At 75.2% G+C, this 20,546-nt stretch carries 16 protein-coding genes; 15 read left to right on the top strand and 1 reads right to left on the bottom strand.

From position 1 onward, the window contains the following. Positions 1-121: 121 nt before the first annotated feature. From bshC to ACYQ02_RS02025, 15 genes are all read left to right on the top strand, one after another. Positions 122-1,900 (top strand): bacillithiol biosynthesis cysteine-adding enzyme BshC, encoded by a 1,779-nt coding sequence (gene bshC / locus ACYQ02_RS02095; protein WP_460038787.1) that lies wholly within the window; start codon positions 122-124, stop codon positions 1,898-1,900. Beyond that, entirely contained in the window at positions 1,897-2,616 is a 720-nt protein-coding gene (locus ACYQ02_RS02090) for an IMPACT family protein (protein WP_460038786.1), read from the top strand. The genes bshC and ACYQ02_RS02090 overlap by 4 nt, the downstream gene beginning before the upstream one ends. Before the next feature lie 427 nt (positions 2,617-3,043). Then, positions 3,044-3,580, top strand: coding sequence for a hypothetical protein (locus ACYQ02_RS02085; RefSeq protein ID WP_460038785.1), 537 nt, complete (start codon positions 3,044-3,046; stop codon positions 3,578-3,580). Then, positions 3,577-5,250 (top strand): AAA family ATPase, encoded by a 1,674-nt coding sequence (locus ACYQ02_RS02080; protein WP_460038784.1) that lies wholly within the window; start codon positions 3,577-3,579, stop codon positions 5,248-5,250. Before ACYQ02_RS02085 ends, ACYQ02_RS02080 begins: the two co-directional genes overlap by 4 nt. Positions 5,251-5,337: 87 nt before the next feature. Continuing rightward, positions 5,338-7,032: a competence/damage-inducible protein A gene (locus tag ACYQ02_RS02075; protein WP_460038783.1), complete on the top strand. Its 1,695-nt coding sequence runs from the start codon at positions 5,338-5,340 to the stop codon at positions 7,030-7,032. 431 nt (positions 7,033-7,463) lie between these two features. Further along, positions 7,464-8,951 (top strand): metallophosphoesterase family protein, encoded by a 1,488-nt coding sequence (locus ACYQ02_RS02070; RefSeq protein ID WP_460038782.1) that lies wholly within the window; start codon positions 7,464-7,466, stop codon positions 8,949-8,951. A 710-nt stretch (positions 8,952-9,661) separates the two neighbouring features. Beyond that, a complete protein-coding gene (thpR, locus tag ACYQ02_RS02065; RefSeq protein ID WP_460038781.1) occupies positions 9,662-10,327 on the top strand; it encodes an RNA 2',3'-cyclic phosphodiesterase in 666 nt (221 codons plus the stop codon). Positions 10,328-10,408: 81 nt separating this feature from the next. After that, positions 10,409-11,431, top strand: coding sequence for a recombinase RecA (recA, locus tag ACYQ02_RS02060; RefSeq protein ID WP_460038780.1), 1,023 nt, complete (start codon positions 10,409-10,411; stop codon positions 11,429-11,431). Between the two features lie 13 nt (positions 11,432-11,444). Beyond that, complete coding sequence (locus ACYQ02_RS02055; protein ID WP_460039026.1) at positions 11,445-12,407, top strand: regulatory protein RecX; 963 nt, start codon at positions 11,445-11,447, stop codon at positions 12,405-12,407. 394 nt (positions 12,408-12,801) lie between these two features. Next, a complete protein-coding gene (gene rny / locus ACYQ02_RS02050) occupies positions 12,802-14,343 on the top strand; it encodes a ribonuclease Y (protein ID WP_460038779.1) in 1,542 nt (513 codons plus the stop codon). Positions 14,344-14,593: 250 nt separating this feature from the next. Beyond that, entirely contained in the window at positions 14,594-15,382 is a 789-nt protein-coding gene (locus ACYQ02_RS02045; protein WP_460038778.1) for a TIGR00282 family metallophosphoesterase, read from the top strand. 312 nt (positions 15,383-15,694) lie between these two features. Next, on the top strand, positions 15,695-16,744 hold the full coding sequence (locus ACYQ02_RS02040) for a dipeptidase (protein WP_460038777.1): 1,050 nt from the start codon (positions 15,695-15,697) through the stop codon (positions 16,742-16,744). Between the two features lie 158 nt (positions 16,745-16,902). After that, positions 16,903-18,669, top strand: coding sequence for a leucyl aminopeptidase (locus tag ACYQ02_RS02035; protein WP_460038776.1), 1,767 nt, complete (start codon positions 16,903-16,905; stop codon positions 18,667-18,669). Then, on the top strand, positions 18,666-19,535 hold the full coding sequence (locus tag ACYQ02_RS02030) for a PHP domain-containing protein (protein WP_460038775.1): 870 nt from the start codon (positions 18,666-18,668) through the stop codon (positions 19,533-19,535). The genes ACYQ02_RS02035 and ACYQ02_RS02030 overlap by 4 nt, the downstream gene beginning before the upstream one ends. A gap of 146 nt (positions 19,536-19,681) precedes the next feature. After that, positions 19,682-19,993: a hypothetical protein gene (locus ACYQ02_RS02025; protein WP_460038774.1), complete on the top strand. Its 312-nt coding sequence runs from the start codon at positions 19,682-19,684 to the stop codon at positions 19,991-19,993. On the opposite strand, the gene ACYQ02_RS02020 is transcribed toward ACYQ02_RS02025, so the two are convergent. Then, complete coding sequence (locus ACYQ02_RS02020; RefSeq protein WP_460038773.1) at positions 19,932-20,432, bottom strand: acyl transferase; 501 nt, start codon at positions 20,430-20,432, stop codon at positions 19,932-19,934. The two genes, ACYQ02_RS02025 and ACYQ02_RS02020, sit on opposite strands and share 62 nt — an antisense overlap. Positions 20,433-20,546 lie beyond the last annotated feature (114 nt).

Genomic DNA, 20,546 nt, shown 5'->3' with positions numbered 1-20,546 from the left:
TGCCAGGCGTCGCGATCCGTCCGCCAAGCCCGGGCGGGCGGGGCAGCGAAGCCCCCGGGGCACGACCGTCACCACAGCGCCCGTGAGCGCACGAGCTTGGACGAGGGGAAGGGACCGGCCGGTGCAGATTCAACCCCTGGACCAACTGGAGTGGGTGTACCCCGCCTTCTTCGTCGACTATCAGCGGGACTTCGAGCGGGTTCGGACCTTCTTCAACTACGATCCCCAGGACGCGACGGCCTTCGCCCGGCGGGCCCAGGCCCTGGACCGCCTGCCCCACCAGCCGCCCCGGGAGGAGGTGGCCGGGGCGCTGGCGGCCTACAACGCCGCCTTGGGCGCGGAGGAACCGGCCCTGGAGGCGGCCCGCCGCCTGGCCGACCCCCGCAGCCTGGTCGTCGTGGGCGGGCAGCAGCCCGGGTTGGCCACCGGCCCCCTGTACACCGTCTACAAGGCCCTGGGCATCCTGCGCTGGGCCCGCCAGCTGGCCGATGCCTTGAAGCGCCCCGTCGTCCCCGTCTTCTGGCTGGCCACCGAGGATCACGACCTGGCCGAGTGCAACCAGCTCCACCTGCTGGACGAACGCGGCCGCCTGCAGCGCCTGAGCCTGCCCTTCCCCGCCGCGGTGGCCGGGGGCCAGCCTCCCGTGGGCACCCTGCCCCTGGGGCCGGCGGCCCGCGGCCTCATCGCCGAGATGGCTCGGGTGGCCGGGGTCCCGGCCGATCACCCCATGGTGGAGGTCCTGGAAGACGCCCGCCGCCGCTCGGCCACCCTGGGACAGTGGGTGGGGCGGCTGCTGGTGCGGCTGTTCTCCCGGGACGGGCTGGTGGTCCTGGACCCCATGGATCCGGCGCTGCGCCGGTTGAGCCGGCCGCTGTTCCAGCGGGCCCTGGTGCGCCGGGAGGCGATCCACCGGGAACTGGCGGCGGCCGCCCAGCGCCTCCAGCGGCGGGGGTACCGGCCGGGGCTGGACGTGGACCCGGCCCACGCCAACCTGTTCTACTTCGACGGGAGGCGCCGGGCGGCGCTACTGTGGCAGGACGGCCGGTTCGCCGACCGCCACGGCCGGCTGGCCTTCACCCCCGCCGGCCTGGTGCGGGAGCTGGAGGAGCGGCCCGAGGCCTTCAGCCCCAACGTGGTGCTGCGGCCCCTGGTGCAGGAGTGGCTGCTGCCGGTGGTCGGCTTTGTCGTGGGGCCGGGCGAGGCCCTCTACCTCGCCCAGCTGCGGGACGTGTACCCGCTCTTCGGCCTGGAGATGCCCGTGGTGTTGCCCCGGCCCGGGTTTACGCTGGTGGAACCCGAGGCGGTGGACCGGCTGCGCCGCCATCGCGCCACGGTGGGCGACGTCCTGGGGGACCCGGCGGCCTTGCGCCGGCGGGTGTTGGAGGCCCTGGACCCCCTGGGCATCGACGACCGCTTCGCCACCTTGCGGCAACAGCTGAAGGACCTCTATGCCGCCCTGCTGCCGGATCTGGAGCGGGTCCGCCCGGAGCTGCGCGCCCTTGGCCAGGACAACCTGGGCCGCATCCTGATGCAGGTGGACTACCTCCACCGCAAGACCTGGCAGCACCACCGCCGCCGCCAGCGGGAGGTGGTCCGTGACCTGGACTGGCTGGAGGGCAGCCTGCGGCCGGGCGGCCAGCCCCAGGAACGGGTCCACAACGTGTTCCCGTACCTGATGCGCTATGGCGAGCGCTGGCTGCGGTTCCTCCTCCGGGCGCCGTGGCCCGGCGGCCACCAGCTGGTCTTCCTCGACCCCCCGGCGGCGGCCGGGGCCGGCCTGGAGAAGGGGCCGCAGGCGGCCCTGGCACCGGGCTCGCCGCCGGATCCGGCCGCCCCCGCCGTCCCCGTCTCCGGCAGGGCACCCGCCGCCGGCCCGCGGGGGAGGGCGGCCCTCCGGTGACGGGCGGTGCCGGCGCGCCGCCGGGGACGGAGGCCGGGCCGCCGGTCTGGCCCGCACCGCCGGGCGGCCCGGGGACCTTCCGCTCCGTGGCCCGGGAGGCCGAGGTCACCCTGGAGATCCGCCGCTCCCGGTTCATCGCCCGGGTGGCGCCCGTCGCGGGGCGGGAGGCGGCGGAGGCCTGGCTGGAGGCGGCCCGGGCCCGCCATCCCCGGGCGACCCACAACGTGCCCGCCTTCATCGCCGGTTTCCGCGGGGAGTGGCGCTGGTGCAGCGACGCCGGGGAACCGGCCGGCACCGCGGGCAAGCCGGCCCTGGAGGTGCTGGAGCGGGCGGGCCTGGTGCAGGTCGCTGTGCTCATCACCCGCTACTTCGGCGGCGTCAAGCTGGGGGCGCCGGGGCTGGTCCGCGCCTACGCGGGCGCCTGCACCGCCGCCATCGAGGCGGCGGGGATCGTCACCTTCCACCGTGGCCGGCGGGGCCGCCTCGAGCTGCCCTACCCCGCCTACGGCGCCGTCCGGGCATGGCTGGAGGAACGGGGCGTCGCCGTGCTGGGAGAGACCTACGCCGCCGGCGTCACCCTGGAGCTGTGGGTGCCGGAGGAGCTCGAAGCCGAGGTGCCCCGCCAGGCGGCGGAACGGTCCGCCGGTCGCGCCGCCTGGCACCCGGAGGGATGGGAGTACCGCGCCGCCGGTACCCCCATGGCCAGCGGGTCGTGACCCGGCCGGGCTGCGGCCTGCCCCGCCGCACCCCGCCGTTCGGGCTTCCCCGCCCGTCCGTCCCCGTCGCCCTACGGCCTCGCCGTCCTTCCGTCCCCGCCACCCTTCGGCCTCGCCGCCCTTCCGCCTCCACAGCCCCTCCGTTCGCGTCCACGAAGCCCATCCCCGCCGGTGGTCCCGGTGGCAGGTGGTCCCGGCGGTGCCGGACATTGTGCCGCCGGCGGCGCCGGCGGCCACCGGCCGCGGGCCCCGCCGGATGATATAATTGAACGTGCTTATCGCGGGGCATGTTGAGCGCCTCGCGCGGGTTTCGATCGCTTTGGGACCCTCGCATGCCGGTTTCGTCGTGGTTGAATCCCTTCACGAAGCCATCGCGAAAGGTTGCATCCTCCCGGAGCGGCCGCCGGGCGATTTGGGGTTGAAGCGCATGTTTGGACGACCGCTGCAAATCCGATGGGTGGCCCTGACCGCCGCCATCACCCTGGGGCTGCTGCTTCTGGCGAGCCTGTTCTACCAGGAGCAGGCCAAGGCGGCGCCGCTGGAGCGCGACCTGGCCGGGGTGCCCGGGGTCGCCGGCGTCGCCGTGGAACGGGTCTCGGGGCACTGGCGGGTGCGGGTGGAGCTGGGCGCCGTGGACCTTTTCCCGGCCACCTACCGCGAGCTCAGGGAACGGGCCGACCGCCGGCTGGGCCCAGGCCAGTACGAGCTGGAGCTGGTGGATCGGCGGACCCCGGAGCTGGAAGAGGCCTTCTACCAGGTGAGCTATTACGTCGAGGAAGGTCGCAGCCGCGGCGACTACGCCGACGCCGCCCGCCAGGTGGAGGCGGCCGGCCGGCGGCTGGGGCTCGATCGCGCGCGGCTCTACGTGGACGCCGAGTTCCTCTACCTGGAGCTGGCCCGCGGCGACGGCGTGCTCTATGCCGTCATGCCCTTGCGGCCCGAGCAGGAGGTGACGGCCCGGTGAAGGAGCGCTGGCTGGAGATCGCCGTGGGCGTGGGGGCGGGCGCGCTGGCCTTCGTCCTCCTGCGGCTGCCCGTGGGCCAGTGGCTGCCCCTGGTGGTGCTGGGCGGGCTGGTGCTCTACGTCTTCCGCACTGGCCTGCTGCCGGGCACCGGCCGCGGGCCGGCGGCCCACGCGGTGCAAGCCACGGGCGTCACCTTCGACGACATCGGCGGGCAGGCGGCGGCGAAGCAGGAGCTCAAGGAAGCCCTGGAGTTCCTGCGCCGGCCCCAGGAGGCCCAGCGCTTCGGCATCCGGCCCATCAAGGGCATCCTGCTGGCCGGGCCGCCGGGCACGGGCAAGACCCTGCTGGCCAAGGCCGCGGCCACCTACACCGACTCGGCCTTCCTCGCCACCTCGGGCTCGGCCTTCGTCGAGGTCTACGCGGGGGTCGGCGCCCAGCGGGTACGGGAGGTCTTCGCCGAGGTGCGTCGGCTGGCCCGCCGCCAGGGCAAGCAGAGCGCCATCCTGTTCATCGACGAGATCGAGGTGCTGGCGGGGAAGCGGGGCCGCCACACCTCCCATCTGGAGTACGACCAGACGCTCAACCAGCTCCTGGTCGAGCTGGACGGCATCGGCGGTGACGACGACGTCCAGGTCCTGGTCATGGCCGCCACCAACCGGGTCGACCTGATGGACGACGCCTTGCTGCGGCCCGGCCGGTTCGACCGGATCGTGCGGGTCGAGCTGCCCGACCGGGAGGCGCGCGAGCAGATCCTGCGCATCCACATGCGCGGCAAGCCCCTGGCGGCCGATGTGGACCTGGGGCAGGTGGCCCAGGAGACCTTCGGCTTTTCCGGCGCCCATCTGGAGAGCGTCTGCAACGAGGCGGCCATCCTAGCCATGCGCGCGGGCGCGCCGGCCATCACCATGGACCACCTGCGCGAGGCCATCGAGAAGGTGATGATGGGCGAGCGCCTGGACCGCCGCCCGGGCGAGGAGGAACGGCGGCGCATCGCGGTCCACGAGTGCGGCCACGCCCTGGTGGCGGAGCTGCTGCGGCCGGGTTCCGTGGCCAGCGTGACCATCGCCTCCCGGGGCCAGGCCCTGGGCTACGTGCGCCAGCGGCCCGACGAGGACCGGTTCCTCCAGACCCAGGATCAGATGGAGGACACCATCTGCATCGCCCTGGCTGGGTCCCAGGCCGAGCGGCTCCTGCTGGGACGGCCCAGCACCGGCGCCGCCGCCGACTTCCAACAGGCGGTGGAACTGGCCCGGCGCATGGTGGAAGACGGCATGACGCCCCTGGGCGTGGTCGCCCGGGACGTGTTGCCGCCGGCGGCGTTGCACCGGGCGGTGAGCCGCGTCCTGCGCCGGCAGGAGCTGCGCGCCCGGGCCCTCCTGGGTGAGTTCAGCGACGGCCTGCAGGCGGCGGCCGAGCGGCTGTTGGAGCGGGAGCGGCTGACCTCCAGCGAGTTCCGCCGGCTGGTCGGCCTGCCGCCCCTTCCGGGCGGGACGGGCGGCCGCCCGGGGAGCGACGGCTCGGCCGGCGGGTCCCCGCGCCCCGGGGACGGCGGATCCCAGGACGGCGCCCTGCCGAAGGGGCCGGCGGGCACCGGCGGCGGGGAGGTGCGGCGGGACGAACCCGGCCCCCGCGGGCGGCGCGGCGCGCCGCAGGACCGGGCGGGCGAGTAGGCGTCGGGGATCGGGCAGGGGATCGCAGCGATTGGGGATGGACGGAGGGGTCGTCCTTCCCGTCGACCAGCGGGAGGAGGCGGGACGGTGGGCCAGGCAACCGCCGGCGCGGCCGGGGGCGCAGCCGCCCGCGCCGGGTTGAACGCGGAGATCGTGTGCGTGGGCACGGAGCTCCTCCTGGGGGAGACGGTCAACACCCACGCGGCCTTCCTCTCCCAGCGGCTGGCCGACTACGGCATCGACGTCTACCACCACGTCACCGTGGGCGACAACCCCGCCCGCCTGGAGGCGGCCCTGCGCCAGGCCGCCGCCCGGGCGGGTGTCGTCATCGTGACGGGCGGCCTGGGTCCCACGGAGGACGATCTGACCCGGGAGACCATCGCCCGGGTGACCGGCCGGCCCCTGGAGCTGAACCGCCAGGTCCTGGAGGACCTGGAGCGCTACTTCGCGGCGCGGGGCCGGCCCATGGCGCCCGGCAACCGCAAGCAAGCCCTCTTCCCCGCGGGGAGCGCCGTCCTGCCCAACCCCCACGGCACGGCCCCCGGGTTCGTCCTGGAGTGGGAGCGGGGCCGCTGGTTCGTCGCCCTGCCGGGCCCGCCCCGGGAACTGCGGCCCATGGTGGACGGGCCGCTTACGCCGTACCTGGAGCGCTGGTGGCGGGAGGCCGGCGGGGTGCGCCTGGTCCGGCGCATCTTGCGCGTGGCGGGGCTCGGCGAGAGCGAGGTCGAGCACCGGCTGGCCGATCTGATCGGCCGGCAGGGGCGGGTGACCCTGGCCACCTACGCCAAGGACGGCGAGGTCCACATCCGGGTGGCGGCCAAGGTGCGGCCCGCGGGGCCGGCCGGGCCGGCGACCGGCTGGGCCGCGGGAGGCCCTTCCGCCCCTGGGGGAGGTCCGGGCCCGGACGCCGTCCCCACAACCGCCTCCGGCCCGGAGAAGGCCGTGAAGGATGCCGTGGTGCGTGGAAGGGCCGCGGCTCCGGCGCCGGCGGGGACCGCGGCTCCCTCCGGCGGGATCGCCGGCACCGGTGGGACCGGCGGGACCGCGCCGGATGAACCGGCGGCCGCCGCCGGGAGCACCGGCTCCGCGCCCACGGCCGGTGGGCCGGAGGGGGAGGCCTTGGCCGAGCTGGAGGCCGTGGTCGACGCGGTGCGGCAGCGCCTGGGCCTTCACGTATACGGCCAGGACGACGAGACGCTAGAGGCGGTGGTGGGGCGCCTGCTGCAGGCCCGGGGGGAGACGGTGGCGGTGGCCGAGTCGTGCACGGGCGGCCGGGTCGCCGACCGGCTGACCGCCGTGCCCGGCAGTTCCGCCTACCTGGTGGCCGGGGTCGTCGCCTACGCCAACATGGCGAAGGTCCTGGCCCTGGGCGTCAGCCCCCACGCGCTGACGGCCCACGGGGCCGTCAGCGCGGAGGTCGCCCGGGCGATGGCCAGCGGCGTGCGGCGCATGTTCGGGACCGACTGGGGGGTGGCCACCACGGGGATCGCCGGACCGGGCGGAGGAACCCCGCAAAAGCCCGTGGGCACCGTGTACGTGGCCGTGGACGGCCCGGGCGGCACCCGGGTCGAGCACCACCGCTGGCTGGGCGACCGGGACGCCATCAAGACCCGCTCGACCCAGGCGGCCCTGCTCTTGCTCTATCGCGCCCTGGTGGAGGGTGCCGGCGGCGGTGACGGGGCCGGTGCCGAGACCGGGGCCGGTGCCGGGACCGGGACCAGCGCCGGGACCGGGAGCCGGATCGGGGCCGGGACCGGGACCGGGGCGGATCGCCAGGGTTGACGGCGCCCCCGTCCTGGCTGGCGGCGCGCCCCGGCCGGCGCTCCCGGGCGCCCTCCCGGGCGCCCGCCAAGCCCGTCCCTTGCTCCCTCCCCAGTGATCGCGGCCGCCAGCATCCGCGAACGTCACCGCCCTTCCCTCCGCGCCTGCTGCGCCCCTCCGCGCCCCGGACCGCACCGGCATCGGCCCGCCGGTTTCGCACCCCGAACCCTGCGGGCGGGACCGCGGGGCTGCGGGCGGCGTGCCCCCTCTCTTGGAGCCCCCTACCGGCCCGCGCCCTGGGGCGGCCCAGGCCGCTGGCCGGCGCCCGTGGCGCGCGGGTCCCCGTCCGGCCCCGGTGGCACTGGGTGCCAGGCGCCGCAGCGGGTCACGGTAAGGACGACGGCAAGCGGGTGGAACGGAGCGGAACGGGCACCCGCGCAGGGGGGACGGCCATGGAGGGAGGACGCCTCGCCCGCTGGCGGCGCCGGCTGGTCCTGGCGCTGGCCGCGGCCGCCATGGCCTATGCCGCCATGGTGGCCGGTTCGTCCGCCCGGGTCACCGCCGGTCCCTTCGCCTTCACCCTCTCGGCCCGGCCGTCGTGGCACGGGGTGACCGAGGTGTCGATCCCGCCCCTGGGCCGGGTCCGGGCCTCGACCCACACGGCTCCCTTGGGGCTGGAGGTGCGACTGGATACCGTCGACGTACCGACCCTGGGACGGCTGCTGGAGCGGCGGGGGACGCGGGGACTGGTGGAGGGGTTGCGGCACCAGGCGGAGGGCGTGGCCCGCCGCTTCGCCCTGCGGCTCGTCCTGCTAGGGACCGGGGGTGGGGCCCTGGCCGCCCTCCTGCTGGCCCGGCGGCGCTGGCGCCGGGTCGGGGCCGGCGCGGCGGTCGGCCTGCTGGTCAGCGGCGGCCTGGTGGTGGCCACCCAGCAGACCTTCGACCCGGGCGCCTTCCGCCAGGCGGAGTACAGCGGGGCCATCACCGCCGCCCCCTGGTTGCTGGACGTCTTCACCAACACGCCGGCCAAGGTGGAGGCTTTCAGCCGCCAGATGGAGGTGCTGGTGGGCCGCCTCAACGACCTCTACCAGGGCATCGAGGTCCAGCAGGCGGTGGTTCCCCAGGATGAGAGCCTGCGGCTGCTGATCGTCTCGGACCTGCACAACAACCCCGCCGGGGTGCGCCTGGTGCGGGAGATGGCGGCCAGCTTCCGGCCCGACCTGATCCTGGACGCGGGCGACGTGGCCGACTGGGGGACGGCTCCCGAGGTGCGCCTGGTGGCCGAGCTGGCCGAGTTGGACGTGCCGTACTATCTCGTCCCCGGTAACCACGACTCGCCCCAGTCGCTGGAGGCCCTGGAGGCCCAGACGGGCGTGGAGGTCCTGGGCGACGGGCTCTACAGCCTGCCCGGCGGGCTCCTGGTGGCCAGCAGCCGGGACCCCGCCAGCTACCGGGTGTCGCCCGCCATGGGCCGGCCCCAGGAGATCGAAGCCCAGGTCCAGGCCCTGGATCACCTCCTGGCGGCGGCGCCGCGCCGGCCCGACCTGCTGGTCGTCCACAACCCCGGGGTGGCCGGCCGGTTCCGGGGGCGCGTGCCCGTGCTGGTCAGCGGCCACACCCACGTCCAGCGGGTCGACGACACCCCCCAGGGCCTGTTCCTCAACCCGGGTTCCACCGGCGCCGCCGGCTTGCGGGGGCTGACGGCGCCCCGGGAGATCCCCTACGGCCTGCTGCTCCTCACCCTGGTGCCGGCCCCCGGTGAAGGGGCCGGGTGGGTGCCGGCGACCGTCGATGCGGTGGAGGTCTTCCGCCTGGCGTCCACGGGCTTTACCCTGCAGCGCTACGTGGTCGACGGCCGGCCCGACGCGCCCGTCTCCTTCCGCGAGCGGCCCCCGCTGCCCCTGGAAGAGGTCCCGCCAGGCACCGCCCGCCAGCCCTGACGACCCGTTGCCCGGCCTGCGCGCCGGCCGCTGGGGCGCGGATTGGGGCGGTTCCGGACGCGGCGGCTCCCGCTCACCGCCATCAGCCCACCCTATCAGCCCACCGGGCGCGGGCGATGGACGACCGCGGGGAAAGACGGCCGGGCGCCCGCGACCCCCAGGACGGCAGGGAGGGACCGCCGGGCGCCCGCGACCCCCACGACCGCAGGGAGGGACCGCCGGGCACCCGCCACCCCCACGACCGCAGGAAGGGACCGCCGGGCGCCGGCGACCGCACGCTTGCGGGAAGAAACCGCAGGGCGCAGGCGCCGAAGGCCCCGATGGCCCGCCCTCGCCGCCGGCGCTGGGCCCCTGTGGGGGCGCCGGCCTGCCCTCCGGGGATGCCGGCCCGCCTTCTAGGTCCTCCCTCGCCCCGTCCGTCGCGCCGCCCCGCCCGCAGGATTCGACGCGATCCTGTCAAACTATTGTTCGGTACCCAGCCAGGGGGGTGGCGCGCCATTCGCCGGCATTGGGCGGAGGATCGCTCCTCATCGGGCGTCGAGCCATGGAGGCGGGAGGGGGCGCCCCTGGGAGGACGGGGGGCGGGAGGGCCCGGTCCGGACGGTTCCGATGCCGGGCCTTCCGGGCACCCGGGCGTCCCAGGAGCCGGGTGTGCCGCGGCCACGCCGGGTGTCGCCGGCAACGAGCCCGTCCCCCGGCTGGCACCGCCGGTGCCGGAGGCTGCCGGCCGCCGGGACGGGGTTCCGGAGGAACCCGGCCGCCCGCCGCGCTGGCGCCTCTTCGTCGCCGTCCCGGTGGCCGGTGCGGTGGCCCAGGCCCTGGCGGCCTGGATCGCCGGCGGTCGCCACCAGCGTCCGGGCCTGAAGTGGGTCCGGGCCCAGGACCTGCACATCACCCTGCGCTTCCTGGGCGAGCGGCCCGTGGACGGCATCCCCGCCCTGGTCGCCGCCGGCGCCCGGGCGGCGCGGGCGGCCGCGCCGATGGACCTGGAGGTGCGGGGGGTGGGGGGATTCCCCACGGCGGGGCGTGCCCGCACCGTCTGGGCCGGCGTCGGCCGGGGAGCGGCCGCGCTGGCCGCCCTGGCGGCCGACCTGGAGCGGGAGCTGCTGGCGGCTGCGCCGGATCTGCAGCCCGCGGGACAACCCTTCCGCGCCCACATTACCCTGGCCCGGGTCCGGGGAGGCTGGATCGACCTGGACGGCTGGCCCCACGCGGCGGCGGCCCGGCACCGTCTCTGGGGGCGGTTGCCGGCGACGGAGATGGTCCTCTTCCGCAGCGAGCTGCGGCCCGGCGGCCCGGTGTACACCGCCCTGCATCGCTGGCCCCTGGGCGAGGCGGCAGGCCCGTCCCTTGACGGGCCGGGTTCCCAAGGGTAAGGTAGAAACTGGAAGTTCGGGACGGGATTCGGCAGGCCGTGCCCGTGGGCTCGGGTGCGGTCGGGGACGGAGGCGAAGCCCATGATCGAACGGGAGCGGGCCCTGGAGATGGCCCTGAGCCAGATCGAGAAACAGTTCGGCAAGGGCTCCATCATGCGCATGGGGGAGGCGTCGGCGCGCCTGAACGTGGAGGTCATCCCCACGGGATCCCTGGCGCTGGACATCGCCCTGGGCGTCGGCGGCATGCCCCGCGGCCGCATCATCGAGATCTACGGGCCGGAGGCGTCCGGCAAGACGACCGTGGCCCTGCACGTGGTGGCCTCGGCCCAGCGCGCCGGGGGCGTGGCGGCCTTCATCGACGCGGAGCACGCCCTGGACCCCGTCTACGCCGAGAACCTGGGCGTCGACATCAACAACCTCCTGATCTCCCAGCCCGATACCGGCGAGCAGGCGCTGGAGATCGCCGAGGCCCTGGTGCGGAGCGGGGCGGTGGACGTGATCGTCATCGACTCGGTGGCCGCCCTGGTTCCCCGGGCGGAGATCGAGGGGGAGATGGGCGACGCCCACGTCGGCCTGCAGGCGCGGCTGATGTCCCAGGCCCTGCGCAAGCTGACCGGCGCCATCGCCAAGTCCCGGACCTGCCTGATCTTCATCAACCAGATCCGGGAGAAGGTCGGCGTGATGTTCGGCAACCCCGAGGTGACGCCCGGCGGCCGGGCCCTCAAGTTCTACGCGTCGGTGCGCCTCGACGTCCGGCGGGTCGAGACCCTCAAGCAGGGCGGCGAGATGATCGGCATCCGGGCCCGCGCCAAGGTGGTGAAGAACAAGGTGGCGCCGCCCTTCCGCCAGGCGGAGTTCGACCTGCTCTACGGCAAGGGCATCTCCCGGGAGGGCGACCTGTTGGACATCGCCGTCCAGCACGGCATCATCGAGAAGGCCGGCGCCTGGTATTCCTACGGCGACACCCGCATCGGCCAGGGCCGGGAGAACGCCCGGGAGTACCTGGTCCAGCACCCCGAGGTGGCCGACGCCATCGAGCAGCGGGTCCGGGAGCTCCTGAGCCTGGGCGGCATCCGGGCGGCCACCGCCAGCGAGGACGAGTGAGGCCGTGACGCCCATGCCAGCGCCCGGTGGAACCGGCGACCCGGAGGCCACCCGGGAAGGCCAGGGACGGGGCGAGGGCGGAGCCTGGGGCCCCGGCGGGGGCCCCGGCGACGAACCCGGCGAGGGACCCGGCCTCGATCGTGGCCCCAGCTCCCGGGGGACTGGGACGACGGCGGGCTCCGGGAGGCGTTCTCCCCTTTTGCGGGATCAGGGCCGGGTGGCGGACGAACCGGCCGCGGCCCGGCCGGCGGCGCCTGCCCCGGCGGGCCCGGGGGCCGTGCCCTTGCCGCCGCCCGGCGCCGCCGGCGAAGGCCCGGGCGCAGAGGAGGCGGCGGTGCGGGAGGCCCTGACCCTGGCCCTGCGGTGGCTGGGGCGGCGGGCCCGGACGGCCCGGGAGATCGCCGGCCGGCTGCGGGAGCGGGGGTTTGCGGATCCGGTCATCGGCGCGGCCCTCGCTCGCCTCGCCCGCTGGGGCTACGTGGACGACGGGCGGCTGGCCCGGGACCAGGCCGAAGCGGCACCCGGCCGCCACATCGGGCCGCGCCGCCTGCGGGCCGAGCTGCTGCGGAGGGGCGTGGCCCCGGCCGTGGTCGACGGCGCGGTGGCCGAGGCGTGGCCGCCCGGCCGGGAGCGGGAGCAGGCCCGGCAGCTGGCCCGCCGGCGGTGGGCGCGGATCTGGGGGGAGATGGAGCGCCGGCACCGGTCGTCCCCGGCGGAGCCCGCTCCTTGGCAAGGCGGCGGGGGGGCGGCGGGCGACGGGACGGCGGGGGCGGAGGCCGGCGCGGGCGGGCGGGCCGGCGCCGGCGTCGAGGCCGAGCGGCGCCGGGCGGCGGGCCGGCTCTTCCGGTATCTGGTCGGGCGGGGGTTTAGCGCCCAGGTGGCGGAAGAGGTGGTCCGGGAACTGCTCGAGGAGACCGCGGCCGGAGGATCCGGCCCGGGCCTGCCGGGCGGGGGCGACGGCGGCGGGGCCGGTTGAGCCCCCTAATGGAGGCCGCGGGCCGGTGATGGTGGGGGAATGGATTGAGGCGATCCGGGTTCCGGGACGGGCGTCCTTCCGGCTCAGGGAGGGCCTTCGCCGCCTGGCCGTGGTTCCCTTGACATGGCTTTCCCACAGCCCCTAGAATGAATTATCGGGATGACTCGAAAACGCGACCACAACTCCGCCTTTTGACGAAAATCGGCGATCATCATGAAAGATGTCCGAAATCAGGGCGTAACAACGAACGAATTGCCGGTCCCCGTCCCGGCCCCAGCAGGGTTCGGGGCGTGCGTCGGAGTGGTCAGCGCGCCGAGCCGGGTCCCCGAACTCGGCTTTTTTGTTACAGGGCCCGGGGGACCGCTGGTCGTGGCCCGAGGGAGTGAAAGGGATCATGCCGACAGCCGTCGTGGTGCTCATCGTCCTGGTGGCCGTTCTGGTCGCCGGGGCGGCGGGCTATGTGATCCGGAAGGTGGTGGCCGAGAGCCGGATCGGGTCCGCTGAAGCCCTGGCGCGACAGCTGGTGGAGGAAGGACGCAAGGAAGGCGAGGCGCGCAAGCGCGAGGCGTTGCTGGAGGCCAAGGAAGAGGTCCACAGGCTGCGGACCGACTTCGAACGGGAGACGCGGGAGCGGCGGCAGGAGCTCCAGCAGCTGGAGCGCCGCCTGTTGCAGCGGGAAGAAGCCCTGGAGCGCCGGGCGCGGCAGCTGGACGAGCGCGAGGACATGATGCGCGCCCGGGAGCGGGACCTGGACCGGGCGGAGGAGCTGGTTGAGGAACTGCGGCTGCGCCAGATGACCGAGCTGGAGCGCATCGCCGGCCTCACCCGGGATGAGGCGCGGGAGCTGTTGCTGAGCCAGGTCCAGCAGGAGATGCGGCACGACCTGGCGGTGATGATCCGCCAGATGGAAGAGGAGGCGCGGGCCGAAGCGGACCGGCGGGCCCGGGAGATCATCGCCACCGCGGTCCAGCGCCTGGCGGCCGAGTACGTGCCCGAGCTGACGGTGTCGGTCGTCGAGCTGCCCGGCGACGACATGAAAGGGCGGATCATCGGGCGCGAGGGCCGCAACATCCGCCACTTCGAGGCCTTGACCGGCGTCGACCTGATCATCGACGACACGCCGGAGGCGGTGGTGATCTCCTGCTTCGACCCGATCCGGCGGGAGATCGCCCGCATGACCCTGGAGAAGCTGATCGCCGACGGCCGCATCCATCCGGCCAAGATCGAGGAGATGTACGCCAAGGCCGTCCAGGAGATGGAGCAGCGGATCCAGGAGGAAGGGGAGCGGGCCTGCTACGAGGTGGGGGTCCACAACCTGCACCCCGAGCTGGTCAAGTTGCTGGGCCGGCTGGCGTTCCGGACCAGCTACGGCCAGAACATCCTCCAGCACTCCATCGAGGTCGCCCACCTGTGCGGCTTGATGGCCTACGAGCTGGGCGCCGACGTCAACGTGGCGCGGCGGGCCGGCTTGCTCCACGACATCGGCAAGGCCCTGGATCACGAGATGGAGGGGACCCACCTCACCATTGGCATGGAGATCCTGCAGAAGTATCATGAGTCGGAAGAGGTCATCCATGCCATGTCCTGCCATCACGGCGACTTCGAGGCGAAGACCATCGAGGCCGTGATCGTGACCGCCGCCGACGCCCTGTCGGCGGCGCGGCCGGGGGCCCGCCGGGAGACCCTGGAGGCGTACATCCGGCGGCTGCGGCAGCTGGAGGAGATCGCCAGCAGCTTCCAGGGCGTGGCGAAGGCCTACGCCATCCAGGCCGGCCGCGAGGTGCGCATCATGGTCCACCCCGACCAGGTGGACGACGCCGAGGCGTACCTGCTGGCGCGGCAGATCGCCAAGCGGATCGAGCAGGAGCTGCAGTACCCCGGCCAGATCAAGGTCACGCTGATCCGGGAGACGAGGGTGACGGAGTACGCGCGCTGAAGGTCGGGGCCGCCGGGGGCGGCCAGGGGGACGAAGGGAGCAGCCGGGTCGGCGGATGGGGCGGCCGGTGGCCGCCCCATCCGCCGCGCGGGCGGCCGTGGTGTGAGGAGGCGCGCCGACACGGCGGGCGGGGGCCCGCCGTGTCGGCGCGCCGTCGGCTTCTTCTGGGGCCCCTTGGGGGGCCGGGATCGGGGCGCCCGCCGCGGCTATGGAGCGGGGAGGACCGGGTTCAGGGATAGGGGGCGTCGCCGTGCGGCTTCTGTTCATCGGGGACGTGGTCGGCCGGGCCGGGCGCCGCATGCTGCGGGATCACCTGGAGAGCCTGATCGACCAGCACGCCATCGAGCTCACGGTGGTCAACGGGGAGAATGCCGCCGGGGGGTGGGGCCTCACCCCGGAGACGGCGGAGGAGATCTTCGCCGCGGGGGCGGACGTGATCACCCTGGGGAACCACTGGGCCGACCGGAAGGAGATCTTCCCCTACCTGGATCGGCACCCGCGGGTGCTGCGTCCCTTGAACTGGCCGGGCGACCCGCCGGGGCGGGGGGCTGCCGTGGTGGAGGGGCGCAGCGGCTGCCGGGTGGCGGTGGTCTGCCTGATGGGCCGGGTCTTCGCCGACAGCCTGCTGGACGACCCCTTCGCCGCCGCAGACCGGGCGCTGGCCGAGCTGGAGGGCGAGGCAGCGGCCATCCTGGTGGACTTCCACGGCGACGCCACCTCGGAGAAGCAGGCCATGGCCTGGTACCTGGACGGCCGGGTCTCGGCGGTGGTGGGCACCCACACCCACACCCCCACCGCCGATGAACGGGTGCTGCCGGGCGGGACCGCGGCCATCACCGACGTGGGCATGACGGGGCCCCGGGATTCCATCATCGGCTTCCGGCCAGATCTCGTCATCCAGCGGCTGCGGACCCAGCTTCATGTGACCCTGGAGGTGGCGCCCGGGCCCCGGGTGCTGTGCGGCGTCATCGTCGACGTGGACCGGGACACCGGCCGGGCTCGGGCCATCGAGCGGGTGCGGGTGGAGGACGGCAGCTAGCCTGCGGATCGCCCACCGGTTCGGCCGGCCGGTGCCGTGGGGTGACGAGCCTGCGGGCCCCAACGCGGCAGCGGCCAGCCGGGAACCGCAGGCGACAGGCTGTAGCCTGTAGCCCGTTGCCGCGGCCCGAGGCCGCTGCCGGGACCGTCACCCGCTGCCCCGGCCGCAGGCCGCTGCCGCGGTCGACGCCCGCTGCCGCGGGCGGAGCCGGCTGCCGGGGACCGGCCGCCGGCCGCAGGCCGCCGTACCGCCGGGCCTTCCGAACCGGGTGTGTCCAACGCAGCATCTCCCAACCCAGGAGGCGAGCGCGCCATGCCGTATACGCCCTACGGGCCGATCGTCGATGCCCATGTGGACACCGTCCTCGACCTGGCCGCCGGCCGGCGCCGGCTGGGGGAACGGTCCCCCCAGGGGCATGTCGACCTGCCGCGGCTGGAAGAGGCGGGGGTTGGCGTCCAGGTCTTCGCCCACTATATCGAACCCGTCTACAAGCCCCACGCGGCGCTGATCCGGTTCATGGAGCTGTACGATGTCTTCCTGCGGGAGGTGGCGCAGAACGCCGGCCGCATCGCCGTGGTGACCACCGTGGAGGAACTGGATCGAACGCTGGAAGCCGGCCGGGTGGCCGCGATCATCGGCATCGAAGGGGGAGAGGCCCTGCAGGGGCGGCTGGGCATCCTGCGCCTCCTGCACCGGCTGGGGGTTCGCTTGATCGGCCTGACGTGGAACGAGCGCAACGACCTGGCGGACGGGGCCGGGGACGCCCGCAGCGGCGGCGGCCTCTCCCAGCTGGGCGAACAGGTGGTGCGGGAGATGAACCGGCTCGGCATGGTGGTCGACGTCAGCCACCTGTCGGACGCCAGCTTCTACGACGTGCTGGCCGTCTCGAGCCAGCCCGTGGTGGCCTCCCATTCCAACTGCCGCGCCCTCTGTCCCCACCCGCGCAACCTGACCGACGACCAGATCCGCGCCCTGGCCGCCCGCGGCGGCGTGATGGGCATGAACTTCTTCGCCCGTTTCCTGCGCGCCGACGGCCCGGCGACGGTCGACGACGTGGTTCGACATATCGAACACATCGCCGCCCTGGTGGGGCCCCAGCACATCGGCCTGGGCTCGGACTTCGACGGGATCGGCGAGACGCCCCAGGGGCTGGAGGACGTCACCCGCCTCCCGCGCCTGATCGAGGCGCTCTTGCGCCGCAACTGGAAGGACGAGCACCTGCGCTGGATCCTGGGCGAGAACTTCTTGCGGGTCTTCCGGCAGGTGTGGTCGGCGGGCGAGCCGCCCTATCCGGTGCCGGAGGAACCGGCCGGTGGCGCCGGTGCGGGCGGTGCCGCCGGCGGCCGCCCCGCAGGCGCGTGAGCCTCGCCCCGGGGGATGCCCCCAACCGGCCGGCGGCGCCCAGGGAGGCGTAGGGCGGCGGGGGTCGGGAACGACCCAAGGGGACGATCGCGGGGGACGATGACGATCACCAGGGATGGCCCATCGCGAGGGATGATGGAGAACGGGAGGGATCGCCGTTGGCATTGCCGGACGTGGCCTTTCGCGTGGCGCCGGTGACGGAGGTCGCCGCCGACGCCGTGGTGGTGAACCTCTTTGAAGGGGTGGCCGTGCCGGGCGGGGCGACCGGCGCGGTCGACGAAGCGCTGGGCGGGGCGATTCGGGACGCCATCGCCGCCGGGGCCCTGCGCGGGCGGCTGGGGGAGGTCCTGGTCCTTCCCACCCTGGGGCGCCTGCCGGCCCGCTGGGTGGTGGTGGCGGGGCTTGGACCCCGGGAGGAGTTCGACCGGGTGGCGGCCCGCACGGCGTCGGCGGCTGCCCTGCGCGCCGCTCGCAAGCACGGCTGCCGCGAGGTGGCGACCATCGCCCACGGCGCCGGCATCGGTGGCCTCGACCCGCGCCTGGCCGCCCTGGCCACGGTGGAGGGGGCCTTGCTCGGCCTCTACCGCTACCGGCCCGAAGGGCCGGCGGGCGGGCCTGCGGCGGCCGGCGAGGGCCCTGCCGGTGGCCCGGCGACGCCCGCGGCAGCTTCCCCCGGTGCCTGGGCCGCCGGTCCGGGCGGCAGCACGGCGGGGGGCGGGGACGGCCCCGCCGGTTCCACCGGGACGACGGCCGGGCCGGCCGGAGCGAACCTGCTGGGTGCGGCCATCGACCCCACCGGGCGCCGGGGCGGCAAGCCCCTGGGGCGGCGGGGCCGCGCCGCGGAGGACGCGAGCGAGGGGGCGGTTCAGCGGATCTGGCTGATCGACCGCTCGGCGGAGCGGCAGGCGGATCTGGAGCAGGGCCTGCGGGAGGGCCGCATCCTGGCCGAAGCGGTGATCACCGCCCGGCAGCTGGGCAACCGGCCGGCCAACGACCTGACGCCCGCCCGCCTGGCGGAGGCCGCGGCGCGGCTGGAGGGGCTGCCCGGTGTCAGTGTCACGGTCTTCGACGAGGCGGAACTGCGGCGCCGGGGCTTCGGGGCCATCCTGGCCGTCGGCCAGGGCAGCGCCCAGCCGCCGCGGCTGATCGCCATCGACTACGTGGGTCCCGGCCGGGACATCGCCGAGGCACCCGACGCCGCCTTCGTCGGCAAGGGGGTCACCTTCGACACCGGCGGGATCTCCCTCAAGCCCCGCGAGGGCATGGAAGACATGAAATTCGACATGATGGGCGCAGCCGCCGTCGTCGGCGCCCTGGAGGCCGTGGCCCGGTTGCAGCTGCCGGCCCGGCTGCTGGGCGTGGTGGCGGCGGTGGAGAACATGCCCGGCGGCCGCGCCTTCAAGCCCGGCGACGTGATCACCACCTATGACGGGACGACCGTGGAGGTCAACAACACCGACGCCGAAGGCCGGCTGATCCTGGCCGACGCCCTGGCCTACGCGCGGGAGCGGGGCGCGCGGCGGCTGGTCGACCTGGCCACCCTCACCGGGGCCATGGTCATCGCCCTGGGCAACCACGTGGCCGGCCTCTTCGCCAACGACGACGGCTGGGCCGCCCGGATCCTGCGGGCCGCGGAGGCCGCGGGCGAGCCCTTGTGGCGGCTGCCCCTGGTCGCCGCCTACCGCGAACGGCTGCGCAGCGAGTACGCCGACCTGCGCAACACCGGCGGCCGGCCGGCGGGCTCCATCACCGCCGCCCTGTTCCTCCAGACCTTCGCCGGGGACACCCCGTGGGCCCACCTGGACATCGCCGGCGTCGCCTGGTCCGACAAGGTGGAAGGCGATCACGGCAAGGGAGCCACGGGCTACGGGGTGCGCACCCTGGTCGAACTGGCCCGCAACCTGGCCGCGGGGGGACGGGCATGACGGCAGCGGGTGGGACGGGGGGTGCCGACCTGCACACCCACACCACCGCCTCCGACGGCACCGTCGACCCGGTGGAACGCATCCAGATGGCCCGGGCGGTGGGGCTCGAGTACGTGGGCATCACCGACCACGACACCCTGGACGGGCTGCCGGCAGCCCGGGAGGCGGCCCGGGCTGCCGGCGTCGGCCTGGTGCCCGGGGTGGAGCTCAGCACCGACGTGGATCTGGGCAGCCGGCGGGTGGGCGTCCACATCCTGGGGTACTGGGTGGACGAGGACGACGAACCCCTCACCGCGCTCCTGGCGCGCCGGCGGGCGTCCCGGGAGCAGCGGCTGGCGCGGATGCTCCAGCGCCTGGCCGAGGCCGGCATCGTCCTCGACGAGGCGCGGGTGCGCGCCATCGCCGGGGGCGGGGCGGTGGGGCGGCCCCACGTGGCCCGGGCGCTGGTGGAGGCCGGGGTGGTGGCCACGGTGGCGGAGGCCTTCGACCGGTACCTGACGCCCGGCAAGCCCGGGTACGTGCCCCGGGCGCCCCTGGCGCCGGAAGAGGCCATCGCCGCCATCCGGGCCGCGGGGGGCGTCCCCGTACTGGCCCACCCCGGCCTGCTGCCGGAGCGCCTGATGGCCCTCTGGCCGGCCTGGAAGCAGGTCGGGCTCGAAGGGATCGAGGTCTACCACACCAAGCACAGCCCCGAGCAGGCGGCCACCTTCCTCGCCCGTGCCCAGGAGCTGGGCCTGGTGCCCACCGGTGGCTCCGACTGCCATGGCCCCCAACCCGGCCAGCCGGCGCTGATCGGCCAGGTGCGGGTGCCGCGCCAGTGGGTGGAGCGCCTGGCGGAACGGGCCGGACGGCGGCCCGCCGGGTGAGGGGCGGGCCGCCGGTCCACCCGCTGAGCTCCGCCTGGGGGGGCCGCCAGGGGGCGAGGGGCCGAGGCCGTCACGGCGCCGGTAGGCCCGGGCCATGCATGGTCCCGGCGCGGCGGGCATAATCCTCCTCCAGGGAGGTAAGGCCCGTGCGACGCGAGGCCCGATGGTCCAAGCCCCCGGAGGCGCCGGCGTCGGAACCCGGCGCCAGCGCCGGGGGAACCAGCGACTGGCAGGTCCGCATCCTGCTCCTGGAGCGCCGGGTCGTCACCCTGCGCCGCAGCCGCCGGGTGCTCCTGGAGCTCCTGGCCACGCAACAGGCGCGCTACGAGGCCGAGGTCGACCAGCTCCGGCGCCGGGTCGACGAGCTGGAACGGCAGCGGCAGCGCTTGCTCGCCTTCATCCGCCGGCGCCGGGTCCTGGCTGGAAGGGCGGCGGCAGGCGACGGGCCGCGGCGGTGAACATCGACTCGGGCCCCGAGAAACCGCAGAGCTCGCAGCGGACCGTCAGGTCCGGCTCGCCCCCCGCCGCCACGGCCAGAGCCGGCCCCGCCCGCCACTCCTCCACCTGCCCCGTGCGGGCGTTCTTCCGCACCGACCAGGTCACGGGCCAGAGCAGGGTGAAGGAGGCCCGGTTGCCGGTGCAGCGGGGGCACGCGTAGGGCGGCCGCTGGGTCAAGGTGGGCAGGGCCGCCTGCCAGCCGTCCACCCCGCCGGCGACCCCCGTGGAGACCGGGGAGCCGGCCGGCAGGGCCCCGGCGGCCGGGAGCGCGCCGGCGGCCGGCGGCGTCGCGGCGGCTCCCGCCAGCGGCTGGGGCGCTGCCACGGAACCGGGCTCGGCCATCCCGCCGGCCATCGCGCCTTCCATCCCCAGGCTCGTTTCTCCTTGGCCTCCATCCATCGCGGGATCCCTCCTTGGCCAGGTTCGACCGTTCCTTACCTGTCCATAGGGTGTCCCATTGCCTTCGGGACGCCCCGGCGAGCACCGGGTTCGGGACCGGCGGCCCTTCGTACC

The organism is Thermaerobacter litoralis (assembly GCF_054654595.1).
This window is presented reverse-complemented; position numbering and strand designations above follow the sequence as displayed.